The 13370-nt window shown below is 62.4% G+C and carries 9 protein-coding genes, 1 tRNA gene and 1 pseudogene; all 11 read right to left on the bottom strand.

Annotated elements, in window-relative coordinates; all coding sequences use genetic code 11:
• Nucleotides 1–144: 144 nt before the first annotated feature.
• Entirely contained in the window at nt 145–813 is a 669-nt protein-coding gene (locus ASG27_RS06690; protein WP_056410074.1) for a LemA family protein, read from the bottom strand.
• 193 nt (nt 814–1006) lie between these two features.
• Entirely contained in the window at nt 1007–5245 is a 4239-nt protein-coding gene (rpoC, locus tag ASG27_RS06695; protein WP_056410076.1) for a DNA-directed RNA polymerase subunit beta', read from the bottom strand.
• Between the two features lie 21 nt (nt 5246–5266).
• Nucleotides 5267–9379: a DNA-directed RNA polymerase subunit beta gene (rpoB, locus tag ASG27_RS06700; protein WP_056410078.1), complete on the bottom strand. Its 4113-nt coding sequence runs from the start codon at nt 9377–9379 to the stop codon at nt 5267–5269.
• 258 nt (nt 9380–9637) lie between these two features.
• The gene (rplL, locus tag ASG27_RS06705) at nt 9638–10015 is read right to left on the bottom strand and encodes a 50S ribosomal protein L7/L12 (protein WP_056410080.1); all 378 of its coding nucleotides are present in this window, start codon (nt 10013–10015) and stop codon (nt 9638–9640) included.
• Nucleotides 10016–10054: 39 nt separating this feature from the next.
• Nucleotides 10055–10579: a 50S ribosomal protein L10 gene (rplJ, locus tag ASG27_RS06710; RefSeq protein WP_056165010.1), complete on the bottom strand. Its 525-nt coding sequence runs from the start codon at nt 10577–10579 to the stop codon at nt 10055–10057.
• Between the two features lie 240 nt (nt 10580–10819).
• Entirely contained in the window at nt 10820–11518 is a 699-nt protein-coding gene (rplA, locus tag ASG27_RS06715) for a 50S ribosomal protein L1 (protein WP_056410082.1), read from the bottom strand.
• A gap of 1 nt (nt 11519) precedes the next feature.
• The gene (gene rplK / locus ASG27_RS06720) at nt 11520–11951 is read right to left on the bottom strand and encodes a 50S ribosomal protein L11 (protein ID WP_007850051.1); all 432 of its coding nucleotides are present in this window, start codon (nt 11949–11951) and stop codon (nt 11520–11522) included.
• Between the two features lie 161 nt (nt 11952–12112).
• Entirely contained in the window at nt 12113–12709 is a 597-nt protein-coding gene (gene nusG, locus ASG27_RS06725; protein ID WP_056410084.1) for a transcription termination/antitermination protein NusG, read from the bottom strand.
• Entirely contained in the window at nt 12706–13092 is a 387-nt protein-coding gene (gene secE, locus ASG27_RS06730; protein ID WP_056410086.1) for a preprotein translocase subunit SecE, read from the bottom strand. The genes nusG and secE overlap by 4 nt, the downstream gene beginning before the upstream one ends.
• Nucleotides 13093–13182: 90 nt before the next feature.
• Nucleotides 13183–13258: transfer RNA gene (locus ASG27_RS06735), tRNA-Trp, on the bottom strand.
• An 18-nt stretch (nt 13259–13276) separates the two neighbouring features.
• Nucleotides 13277–13370, bottom strand: a pseudogene (locus tag ASG27_RS25810) (elongation factor Tu); the annotation flags it as partial.

The following is a 13370-nucleotide window of genomic DNA, read 5'->3' on the forward strand; positions in this document are numbered from 1 at the left end:
GGCGGCGGTTGGTGGGCGGCCGATGGCGCGCTGTTGCGGTGGCCAGCGGGCGCAGGGCCTGCACCCTGCGGGCGCCGCGGGGCACGGGGTGCACCGCCGTGGGAATGTGAGGGGCTCATCATGGTGGGTCCTTGCGGTCAGGGGCTACAGCCCACGCGCCGCCTTGAAGCCGAACGCCCAGGCCAGCAGGTTGGCCGGGAACTGGGCGATGGCTTCGTTGTACTGGACCACTGCGTCGTTGAAGACGGCGATGGCCTGTTCGTTCTGCTGTATGTGGTCGTTCCAGCGCACCGGCCAGAACAACGCTGGCGGTACCTCGGCCAGCGGGGCCGCGCCCTCTTCCCCCTCCTCTTCGCCCGGTGTGGCTGTGGTCGCCACCGCCACCGGCCCTTCGGCCGCCTGTGCCGCCAACGGGGCGGAAGCCGGCTGTGCAGCGGCCGCGGCTTCCTGTGCCTTGCGCAGCGCGCCGGGCCAGCTGGCATGCAGCACATCGCGCGCTGCAGCCAGCGCGGCCATCGCATCGGCACGCAAGGGCCGGGCACGGGCCACGGCCAGCGACGCACTCAGCTGGGTGGTGGCGCCCTGCAGCGCTGCGATCTCCTGGTCCGCCGGCGGCGGCATCGCCCCGTCGCGCTGCACGGCGCAGGACGCATGAAACTCACCCAGCAGCGCCATCAGGCGCACCATGTGGGCGTCAAAACTGCCGAACGACTGCACGACGGCCGAGCGCAACCGCATCAACCGGTTGTAGGCCCCCAGCGCCCAGAACAGTGCGATGGCAAAGACGATCCAGAAAAGAGGCGATGACCACATGCAATGCACATCTGCCGGCGGCGCCCACGTGGCGCGCACGGCCCGAAGAAGAGATGAACGGAAAAAGAGGCACCATGAAAAACGCTCCCGGCCTGCCTGGGACAGGACGGGAGCGCTTCAATGACGGCCCGGGGGCTCGGGGCAGCGGCGAACAAGTCCCTCGCGCATGGCGCAGACCTGTTCGGGCGTTGCCTTAGTCGGCCGTGTTGTCGCTGGCAGACACCGTGGCGCCGCCTTCGACGTCCGCCGTATCCGCCTGGGCTTCCATTTCTGCCGCTTCAGCGTCGGCGATGGCACGGCGCTCTGCGTCGTCCATGGCGTCCTTGGCCTTGCGTGCCTGGTGGTAAGCCATGCCGGTACCGGCAGGGATCAGGCGACCCACGATCACGTTTTCCTTCAGGCCACGCAGCTCGTCGCGCTTGCCCATGATGGCAGCCTCGGTGAGCACGCGGGTGGTTTCCTGGAAGGAAGCCGCCGAGATGAACGAGTCGGTGGACAGCGATGCCTTCGTGATACCCAGCAGCAGGTTGCTGTAGGTCGCGGCGATCTTGCCTTCGGAGTGCAGTGCATCGTTGGTGTTCAGGATCTCGGAGCGCTCGACCTGTTCACCGGCAATGTAGTTCGACTCGCCGACGTTCTCGACCACGACGCGGCGTAGCATCTGGCGAACGATCACCTCGATGTGCTTGTCGTTGATCTTCACGCCCTGCAAGCGGTACACGTCCTGCACTTCGTCCACGATGTAGCGCGACAGCTCTTCGATGCCCAGCAGGCGCAGGATGTCTTGCGGATCGGCAGGGCCGTCCACAATCGATTCGCCCTTGTTCACCACCTGGCCTTCGTGCACCAGGATGTTCTTTTCCTTGGGCACGAGTTCTTCGAACACGTGGCCTTCAGGATCGGTGATCTGCAGGCGGACCTTGCCCTTGGTTTCCTTGCCGAACGACACGGTACCGGTCATTTCGGCCAGCGTGCCCTTGTCCTTCGGAGTACGGGCTTCGAACAGCTCGGCCACGCGGGGCAGACCGCCGGTAATGTCGCGGGTCTTCTGACCTTCGACCGGGATACGGGCCAGCACTTCGCCGGGGCCCACGTCCTGGCCGTCGCGCACCTGGATCAGCGCGCCCACCTGGAAGCCGATGGTCACCGAGTGGTCGGTGCCAGGGATCTTCACTTCGTTGCCTTGCGCGTCGATCAGCTTCACCTGTGGACGAACGACCTTGGCAGCGCCGCGGCGCTTGGGGTCGATCACCACCAGCGTGGACAGGCCAGTCACTTCGTCGACCTGCTTGGCCACCGTGAGGCCTTCTTCGACGTTCTCGAACTTGGTCTGGCCGGCGAACTCGGTGATGATGGGGCGCGTCAGCGGATCCCAGTTGGCGAGGATGGTGCCAGCCTTGATGGTCTGGTCGGCCTTCACCGTCAGCGTCGCGCCGTAAGGCACCTTGTGGCGTTCGCGCTCGCGGCCATGCTCGTCGTGGATGATGATCTCACCCGAACGTGCAATGACGACCAGCTCGCCCTTGGTGTTGCTCACGTAGCGCATCGTGGCGTTGAAGCCGATCACGCCGTTGGACTTGGCTTCCACGCTCGACGCGATGGCTGCACGCGAAGCGGCACCACCGATGTGGAACGTACGCATGGTCAGCTGCGTGCCGGGCTCGCCGATGGACTGTGCAGCGATCACACCCACGGCTTCGCCGAGGTTGATCAGGCCGCCGCGGCCCAGGTCGCGTCCGTAGCACTTGGCGCACAGGCCGTAGCGGGTTTCGCAGGTCAGTGCCGTGCGCACCTTCACCTCGTCCACACCAGCGGCTTCCATCTCTTCGATGAGGTCTTCTTCCAGCATCACGCCGGCAGGCACCAGCACCGAGCGGTTCTCGGGGTGCAGCACGTCCTCGGCCGCGGTGCGGCCCAGGATACGGTCGCGCAGCGATTCGATCACTTCACCGCCTTCGACGATGGCGCGCATCAGCGAACCATTGGAAGTGCCGCAATCCTCTTCGGTCACCACCAGATCCTGCGTCACGTCCACCAGACGGCGGGTCAGGTAACCCGAGTTGGCGGTCTTCAGCGCCGTGTCGGCCAGACCCTTACGGGCACCGTGGGTGGAGATGAAGTACTCCAGCACGTTCAGACCTTCGCGGAAGTTCGCGGTGATGGGCGTCTCGATGATCGAGCCGTCAGGCTTGGCCATCAGGCCCCGCATACCGGCCACCTGGCGAATCTGCGCCGCAGAACCCCGGGCGCCCGAGTCGGCCATCATGTAGATGGAGTTGAAGGACTCCTGGTCCACTTCCTTGCCGTGGCGGTCCATGACCTTCTGCTTGGACAGCTGGGCCATCATCACCTTGGACACTTCGTCGCCGGCCTTGCCCCAGATGTCCACCACCTTGTTGTAGCGCTCGCCGGAGGTGACCAGACCGGACACGTACTGCTGTTCGATCTCCTTCACTTCCTTCTCGGACCGCTCGATGATGCCGGCCTTCTGTGGAGGCACCAGCATGTCATCGATGGCGATCGAGATACCGGCGCGCGTGGCCAGACGGAAGCCGTTTTGCAGCAGCTTGTCGGCGAACACGACCGTTTCCTTCAGGCCGCACTTGCGGAAGGACACGTTGATCAGGCGCGAGATTTCCTTCTTCTTGAGCGCCTTGTTCATGTTGGAGAACGGCAGGCCCTTCGGAAGAATCTCGGACAGCAGTGCACGGCCGGCGGTGGTTTCCACGAGCGAGGTGGACGGAACGAATTCACCCGTTTCCTTGTTCTTGGTCCACTCGGTCATGCGCACCGTGATCTTGGCGGCGAGTTCGACTTCGCCGGCGTCCAGAGCACGCTGCACTTCACCGGTATCGGCGAACACCAGGCCTTCGCCCTTGCCGTTGATGCGGTCACGGGTGGCGTAGTACAGGCCCAGCACCACGTCCTGCGAAGGAACGATGGAGGGTTCGCCCGATGCGGGGAACAGCACGTTGTTGGAGGCCAGCATCAGCGTGCGGGCTTCCATCTGCGCTTCCACCGACAGCGGTACGTGGACGGCCATCTGGTCACCGTCGAAGTCGGCGTTGAAGGCCGCGCAGACGAGGGGGTGCAGCTGGATGGCCTTGCCTTCGATCAGGATGGGCTCGAAGGCCTGGATGCCCAGACGGTGCAGCGTAGGCGCACGGTTGAGCATCACGGGGTGTTCCTTGATGACCTCTTCCAGGATGTCCCACACCACCGGCGTGCCGGATTCGACTTCCTTCTTGGCAGCCTTGATCGTCGTCGCGATGCCCATGGCTTCCAGGCGCGAGAAGATGAAGGGCTTGAACAGCTCCAGAGCCATCAGCTTGGGCAGGCCGCACTGGTGCAGCTTGAGCGTCGGCCCCACGGTGATCACGGAACGGCCCGAGTAGTCCACCCGCTTGCCCAGCAAGTTCTGGCGGAAACGGCCCGACTTGCCCTTGATCATGTCCGCCAGCGACTTCAGCGCGCGCTTGTTGGCGCCCGTCATGGCCTTGCCACGGCGGCCGTTGTCCAGCAGCGAGTCGACGGCTTCCTGCAGCATCCGCTTTTCGTTGCGGGCGATGATTTCAGGGGCCTTCAGCTCCAGCAGGCGGCGCAGGCGCGAGTTGCGGTTGATGACGCGGCGGTACAGGTCGTTCAGGTCGGACGTGGCGAAGCGGCCGCCATCGAGCGGCACCAGCGGACGCAGGTCCGGTGGCAGCACGGGCAGCACTTCGAGCACCATCCACTCGGGCTTGATGCCCGACTTCTTGAAGGCTTCCAGCACCTTCAGGCGCTTGGCGTTCTTCTTGACCTTGACTTCGGAGCCGGTCAGGTCGCCGCGCAGGCGTTCGATCGACAGGTCGATGTCGATGGATTCCAGCAGGTCCTTGATACCTTCGGCGCCCATCTTGGCGATGAACTCGTCGCCGTATTCCTTGCGCTTGGCGTCGTAGTCGTCCTCGGACATGATGCTGAACTTCTTCAGCGGGGTCATGCCGGGGTCGGTCACCACGTAGGCTTCGAAGTACAGCACGCGTTCGATGTCGCGCAGCGTCATGTCGAGCACCAGGCCCAGGCGCGATGGCAGCGACTTCAGGAACCAGATGTGCGCGCAGGGCGCGGCCAGGTCGATGTGACCCATGCGCTCGCGGCGCACCTTGGTCTGCGTGACTTCAACGCCGCACTTCTCGCAGATCACGCCGCGGTGCTTGAGGCGCTTGTACTTGCCGCACAGGCACTCATAGTCCTTGATGGGGCCGAAGATCTTGGCGCAGAACAGACCGTCGCGCTCGGGCTTGAACGTGCGGTAGTTGATGGTCTCGGGCTTCTTCACTTCGCCGAAAGACCACGAGCGGATCTTTTCGGGCGAAGCCATGCCGATGCGGATGGCATCGAAGTGCTCATCCGGCGTGAATTGCTTGAACAGGTCGAGTAGCGATTTCATAGTGACTCTTTCCTTTTCTGCTTAGGAGCGTTCCAGCTCGATGTCCAGGCCCAGCGAACGGATTTCCTTGACCAGCACGTTGAACGATTCCGGCATGCCGGCTTCGATCGCGTGCTCGCCCTTGACGATGGACTCGTACACCTTGGTACGGCCCACCACGTCGTCGGACTTCACCGTCAGCATTTCCTGCAGCACGTAGGCGGCGCCGTAAGCTTCCAGCGCCCACACTTCCATTTCCCCGAAACGCTGGCCACCGAACTGCGCCTTGCCGCCCAGCGGTTGCTGCGTGACGAGCGAGTAAGGACCGGTCGAACGGGCATGCATCTTGTCGTCCACCAAGTGGTGCAGCTTCAGATAGTGCATGTAGCCGATGGTCGTCGGACGCTCGAAGCGTTCGCCGGTGCGGCCGTCGAACAGGTACGCCTGGGTGCGCGTGGGCGTGAGGCCCTTGCGCTCGGCGATGTCGTCCGGGTAGGCGATCTTCAGCATGTCCTTGATTTCTTCTTCCGAAGCACCATCGAACACCGGGGTCGCGTACGGCACGCCATTGGTGAGGTTGACCGCCATGGCCATGAGGTCGTCGTCGCTCAGTTGCGACAGGTCCTCGGTACGGCCGCGGGAGTTGTAGACCTCTTCCATGAACTTGCGCAGTTCGGAAGCCTTGGCTTCTTCCTGCAGCATGTTGCCGATGCGCTGGCCAATGCCCTTGCCGGCCCAGCCCAGGTGGACTTCCAGCACCTGACCGATGTTCATCCGCGAAGGCACGCCCAGCGGGTTCAGAACGATGTCGGCGGGGGTGCCGTCGGCCATGTAAGGCATGTCTTCGACCGGGACGATCTTGGAGACCACACCCTTGTTGCCGTGGCGGCCGGCCATCTTGTCGCCAGGCTGCAGGCGGCGCTTGACGGCCAGGTACACCTTGACCATCTTGAGCACGCCCGCAGGCAGCTCGTCGCCTTGCGTGAGCTTCTTGCGCTTTTCTTCAAAGGCCAGGTCGAAGCTGTGGCGCGTCTGCTCCAGCGCATTCTTGATGGACTCGAGCTGCGTGGCGACTTCGTCTTCCGCGGGGCGGATGTCGAACCAGTGGAACTTCTCGACCGACGCCAGGTAGGCCTTGTCGATCTTGGTGCCCTTGGCAAGCTTTTGCGGGCCGCCGTTGGCCACGCGGTTGTTCAGCAGCTTCTCGATACGGTCGAAGGCGTCGGCCTCGACGATGCGCAGCTGGTCGTTCAGGTCCAGGCGGAAGCGCTTGAGTTCATCGTCGATGATCTGCTGGGCGCGCTTGTCGCGCTGGATGCCTTCGCGGGTGAACACCTGCACGTCGATCACGGTGCCCGACGAGCCCTGGTCCACGCGCAGCGAGGTGTCCTTCACATCGGAAGCCTTCTCGCCGAAGATGGCGCGCAGGAGCTTCTCTTCGGGCGTGAGGGTGGTCTCGCCCTTGGGCGTGACCTTGCCCACCAGCGTGTCGCCGGGTTGCACTTCAGCGCCCACGTAGATGATGCCGGACTCGTCCAGGCGGTTCAGCTGCTGCTCCGACAGGTTCGGGATGTCGCGCGTGATTTCTTCGGCGCCCAGCTTGGTGTCGCGGGCCATGACCACCAGTTCCTCGATGTGGATCGAGGTGTAGCGGTCTTCGGCCACCACGCGTTCGGAGATCAGGATCGAGTCTTCGAAGTTGTAGCCGTTCCAGGGCATGAACGCGATCAGCATGTTCTGGCCGATGGCGATTTCGCCGAAGTCCGTCGATGCGCCGTCGGCGATCACGTCACCCTTGACCAGCTTGTCGCCCTTCTGGACGATGGGACGCTGGTGGATGTTGGTGTTCTGGTTGGAACGCTGGTACTTGATGAGGTTGTAGATGTCCACACCCACTTCACCGGCCACGGCTTCCTCGTCGTTCACGCGCACCACGATGCGGGTCGCGTCGACATAGTCGACGATACCGCCGCGGGTGGCCGTGACCACGGTGCCCGAGTCCACGGCAGCCACGCGCTCGATGCCCGTGCCCACCAGGGGCTTTTCAGGACGCAGCACAGGCACGGCCTGGCGCGACATGTTGGCGCCCATCAACGCGCGGTTCGCATCGTCGTGCTCCAGGAACGGAACCAGCGATGCCGCCACCGACACGATCTGCGCGGGCGACACGTCCATGTACTGCACGCGGTCTGCGCCGCACAGGATGGATTCGCCCTTCTCACGGGCAGAGACCAGGTCACCGGTCAGGCGGCCGTCCTTGTCGAGCACGGCGTTGGCCTGCGCGATCACGTACTTGCCTTCTTCGATGGCCGACAGGTAGTCGATCTCGTTCGTCACCGTGCCATCGGCCACGCGGCGGTACGGGGTTTCGATGAAGCCGTACTCGTTCAGGCGGGCGTACAGCGCCAGCGAGTTGATCAGGCCGATGTTCGGGCCTTCAGGCGTTTCGATAGGGCAGACGCGGCCGTAATGGGTCACGTGCACGTCGCGCACTTCGAAGCCGGCACGTTCGCGGGTCAGACCGCCCGGGCCCAGTGCGGAAACACGGCGCTTGTGCGTGATTTCGGCGAGCGGGTTGGTCTGGTCCATGAACTGCGACAGCTGCGACGCACCGAAGAACTCCTTCAGGGCGGCCGAAATCGGCTTGCTGTTGATCAGGTCGTGCGGCATCAGCGGCTCTTGCTCGGCCTGGCCCAGACGCTCCTTCACAGCCTTTTCGATACGTGCGAGGCCCGTGCGGTACTGGTTTTCGGCCAGTTCGCCCACGCAGCGCACGCGGCGGTTGCCCAGGTGATCGATGTCATCGACTTCGCCGTTGCCGTTGCGCAGGTCCACGAGGATCTTGACCACGGCCAGGATGTCTTCGTTGGACAGCACCATGGGGCCGGTGGATTCGTCGCGGCCGATCTTGGCGTTGAACTTCATGCGGCCCACGCGCGACAGGTCGTACGTGTCGGGGTTGTAGAACAGGCGCTGGAACAGGGCCTGCACGGCGTCTTCCGTCGGCGGCTCGCCGGGACGCATCATGCGGTAGATGGCCACGCGGGCCGCGAACTCGTCCACCGTTTCGTCGATGCGCAGCGTCTGCGAGATGTAGGCGCCCTGGTCGAGTTCGTTGGTGTAGATGACCTGCAGGTCCTGCACGCCGGCCGAGCGCAGCTTCTTGAGCAGCGCTTCGGTCAGTTCGTCATTCGCCTTGGCAATGATTTCGCCGGTGTCCGCATCCACGATGTTGCGGGCCACGACGCGGCCGATCAGGAAGTCTTCGGGCACGCTGATGTGCGTGGTGCCGGACTGCTCCAGTTCGCGGGTGTGGCGGGCCGTGACGCGCTTGTCCTTGGCCACGACGACCTTGCCCGACTTGTCGGTGATGTCGAAACGGGCCACTTCGCCGCGCAGGCGCTCGGAGACGAACTCCATCTGCGCGCCGCTGTCCATCAGGCGGAAGTTGTCGTTGACGAAGAAGTTCGCCAGGATCGATTCGGGGTTCAGGCCGATGGCCTTGAGCAGGATCGTGACCGGCATCTTGCGGCGACGGTCCACGCGGAAGTACAGGATGTCCTTCGGATCGAATTCGAAGTCCAGCCACGAGCCGCGGTAGGGGATGATGCGCGCCGAGAACAGCAGCTTGCCCGAGCTGTGCGTCTTGCCCTTGTCGTGTTCGAAGAACACGCCGGGGGAGCGGTGCAGCTGGGACACGATCACGCGCTCGGTACCGTTGATGATGAACGAGCCCTTGTCGGTCATCAAAGGCACTTCGCCCATGTAGACCTCTTGCTCCTTCACTTCCTTGACCACCTTGGACTGCGACGTCGAGGACTCGCGGTCATAGATGATCAGCTGGACCTTGGCACGCACGGCCGAGGCGAACGTCAGACCACGGGTCTGGCACTCGCGCACGTCGAAGGCGGGCTTGGCCAGGTTGTACTCGATGAACTTCATCTCCACAAAACCGTTGTGGGAGACGATGGGGAAAGCGGCGTCGAACGCAGCCTGCAGGCCTTCAATGGTGCGTTTCTGCGGTGCTTTATCTGCCTGCAGGAATGCGGTGTATGCGTCCTTCTGCATTTGCAGCAGATAAGGAACTTCGAGCACGCTATCGCGGGTGCCGAAGCTCTTGCGGATTCGCTTGCGTTCGGTGTAGGAATAGGCCATGAGATCTCCGGGCAAAGACATGAGTCCTGGGTCTTCGACGACTGACCCGCATGGAGAGGTTTCCGTGCGGGCTTGGCGGTTGGCCACTACCAACCATGGCGGACGGTGATGCGTTGCACATCACCCGAACCAAGGCGTCTTCTGCTGTCGGGATTGACAGAAGACACTCGAAAACCGACTGGGGTTTTCGGGTGCGCTCTGAAAGCACCAAAGGCTGGAGGCCCGCGAGGAGCACTCCAGCCCTTGAAGGGGACTGAATTACTTCAGTTCAGCCTTGGCACCGGCTTCCACCAGCTTCTTGACTGCTGCTTCGGCGTCAGCCTTGGCAATAGCTTCCTTGACGTTCTTTGGAGCGCCGTCCACCAGGTCCTTGGCTTCCTTGAGGCCCAGGCCGGTGATTTCGCGCACAGCCTTGATGACGGACACCTTGTTGGCGCCGGCTTCGGTCAGCACCACGTTGAATTCCGTCTTCTCTTCAGCAGCTGCAGCGCCGCCGCCGCCGCCGCCGGCAGCAGGTGCAGCCATGGCTGCAGCGCTCACGCCAAACTTCTCTTCAATGGCCTTCACCAGGTCATTGAGTTCCAGAACCGTCATGCTGTCCAGAGCGGTCAAAAATGCGTCTTTATCGAATGCCATTTTTATTTCCTAACAATTAGTTGGTTGTCTGCCGGGCTATCAAGCCGCAACAGGTTCGGCGGCCGTTTCGGCTGCGCCTTCGCCTTTTTTCGCCGCCAGTGCGCCCAGCACAACGGCCGTACGCGACATGGGGGACATAAGCAAGCCACAAATCTGAGCCAGCAAAACTTCCTTGGAAGGAATGTTGGCCAGTTGCTTAACGCCGTTGACATCCAGGGCCTTGCCACCGAAAGCGCCACCGCGAATCACCAGCTTGTCGTTGGTTTTCGCGAAATCGGCCACCACCTTGGCGGCGGCCACAGCGTCTTCGGAGAAGCCATAGATGAGCGGACCGGTCATCTGGTCTGCCACCACGTCAAATGCGCTACCTGCCACAGCACGGCGAGCCAGGGTGTTCTTCAGAACACTCAGGGTCACGCCCTTGCTGCGAGCATCAACACGCAGTTTGGTCATGTCGGCGACCGTGATGCCACGGTATTCCGCGATCACAAGCGTTTGAGCTTTAGCGGCGAGGCTGGTCACTTCACTGATGACCGCTTCTTTCTCACTGCGATTAAGACTCAAGGTCTACTCCTTAAAATGCGCACTCGGCGGTTGCCTCATGCGCGCTCTTGTTGCAGCGACCAACTGTTTCGGAAAAATTTTCCATCTGCAGCGGGATCGCCATCTGCGTTGGTGCCTTGTGTGGCTTTAAGCGCGACCTGATCGCGCACCAACGGTCTTGGATGGCCTGCGGCTGCCTTGGCAGCCCCAGCCCACCACATCGGGCCTGCCCGTGAAGGCCGGCCCGAAGATTTCTTGCAATTACGCTGCAGCGATGGTTTGCGTATCCACGCGGACACCCAGGCCCATCGTGGAAGACACGGCCACCTTGCGCAGGTAGACACCCTTGCTGGTGGCTGGCTTTGCCTTGGTCAGGGCATCGATCAGTGCAGCCAGATTGCCTTGCAGCTTGTCGTTGTCGAACGAGCGGCGGCCGATCGTGCTGTGCACGATGCCGGCCTTGTCGACGCGGAACTGCACCTGGCCAGCCTTGGCGTTCTTCACGGCCGTGGCGACGTCAGGGGTCACGGTGCCGACCTTGGGGTTAGGCATCAGGCCACGTGGGCCCAGGATCTGGCCCAGCGTACCCACGACGCGCATGGCGTCAGGGGCAGCGATCACCACGTCGAAAGGCATGTCGCCGGCCTTGACCATGGCGGCCAGGTCGTCCATACCCACGATGTCGGCGCCAGCAGCCTTGGCTTCTTCAGCCTTGGCGCCTTGGGCGAACACGGCCACGCGGGTCGTCTTGCCGGTACCGTTGGGCAGCACCACGGCGCCGCGAACCACCTGGTCGGACTTCTTGGCATCGATGCCAAGCTGCACGGCGACGTCGATGGATTCGTCGAACTTGGCCGTAGCGGCGTCCTTCACGATCGCGACTGCTTCAGCGAATGCGTACAGCTTCGTGCTGTCAACCTTGCCTTGCAGGGCTTTTTGCTTCTTAGTCAGCTTGGCCATTTTACAAACCCTCCACCGTCACGCCCATCGAGCGTGCAGAGCCAGCCAGCGTGCGCACTGCGGCGTCGACGTTGGCAGCGTTCATGTCCTTCATCTTGGTCTTGGCGATCTCTTCGAGCTGTTCGCGCGTGATCTTGCCGACCTTCGTCTTCAGTGGGTTCGAAGAACCCTTGTCGAGCTTGATGGCCTTCTTGATCAGGGTCGTCGCTGGCGGCGTCTTGATGATGAAGGTGAAGCTCTTGTCTGCAAAAGCCGTGATGACCACGGGCAATGGCAGGCCTGGCTCAACGCCCTGGGTCTGCGCATTGAATGCCTTGCAGAACTCCATGATGTTGAGGCCACGCTGACCCAGTGCCGGGCCGATAGGTGGGGATGGGTTGGCTTTACCAGCTGGAACTTGCAGCTTGATGAAACCGACGATTTTCTTCGCCATGTTTTACTCCTTGCGGGTGATGACGCCATCCGCTGCACCATGCAGCATCGGCTCCCCGGGGTTAAGACTCTCTCCTGACAATCACCGCGCCGAGTCGAAAGCGCGGGATCCAAAATGTGTGGTCCTGCCTGACGGCAGACCTGCGGCCTGGGCCGAAAGGCTTAGGTCTTTTCGACCTGGCCGAATTCCAGCTCGACGGGCGTGGAGCGACCGAAGATCATCACGGAGACGCGCACGCGGCTCTTTTCGTAATTGACTTCTTCGACCGAGCCATTGAAGTCCGTGAACGGGCCTTCCTTGACGCGCACGAGCTCGCCCACCATGAATTCGATCTTGTGGCGCGGCTTTTCCGTGCCTTCCTGCATCTGACTGACGATCTTTTGCACTTCGTCTTCAGAGATGGGGGCGGGACGGTTCTTTGCACCACCCACGAAGCCGGTCACCTTGCTGGTGTGCTTCACCAAGTGCCAGGTGTCGTCGTCCATGATCATTTCGACGAACACATAGCCAGGGAACAAGCGACGCTCGGTCGTCTTGCGCTGGCCGTTCTTCATCTCCACCACCTCTTCGGTGGGCACCAGGATGCGACCGAACTTGGTCTCCATGCCCGAACGGGCGATGCGCTCCTGGATGTTGCGCTCCACCGCCTTTTCCATGCCCGAATAGGCATGAACGATGTACCAACGCAGGTCAGGGTTGGCGGAAGCAGAAGCGCCAGAAGGAGCCTCAGCTCCAGTGATTTCCGTAGCGCTCGTCATGACTTTCTCCATCCCAAAATCAAGTCGTACAAGACCCACTCCAGCGTCTTGTCGGTGAACCACAGGAAAAGCGCCATGATCACCACGAAGGCGAACACATACGCGGTCATCTGCAAGGTTTCCTTGCGCGTCGGCCAGACGACCTTCTTGACTTCACGCCAGGCTTCCTGGGCGAAGGCGACGAACTGGCGGCCTGGCTCCGAGATCAGGAAGACGGCAACTGCCGCGATCAGGCCGACGATCAATGCGGCCCACTGGACGATTGCACCTTGCTTGCTCAGCAAATAGAAACCAGCCACCGACGCAATGACCAAAGCCACCACTGCCGCGAGCTTGGCTTTGTCTGCGCCTGTATTGACGGTCTCAACCTGTGAAGTGGCCATGTTTGAGTAATTCCTGCTACGAGTCCCGGCGTCGCTTAAGACACCGAAGCCCGCCAGGGTCTGGCGGGCTTGTTGAGGGCCACTTTCAAGTGGCAGGGGCAGTAGGAATCGAACCTACAACCTTTGGTTTTGGAGACCAACGCTCTGCCAATTGAGCTATACCCCTGTATCTGCCTTGCTTGAATTAAGCAATGATCTTGGCCACGACGCCAGCGCCCACGGTGCGGCCGCCTTCGCGGATAGCGAAGCGCAGACCTTCTTCCATGGCGATGGGGTTG

The sequence above is a fragment of the Acidovorax sp. Leaf191 genome, from assembly GCF_001424425.1.
Lineage (GTDB): Bacteria > Pseudomonadota > Gammaproteobacteria > Burkholderiales > Burkholderiaceae_C > Acidovorax.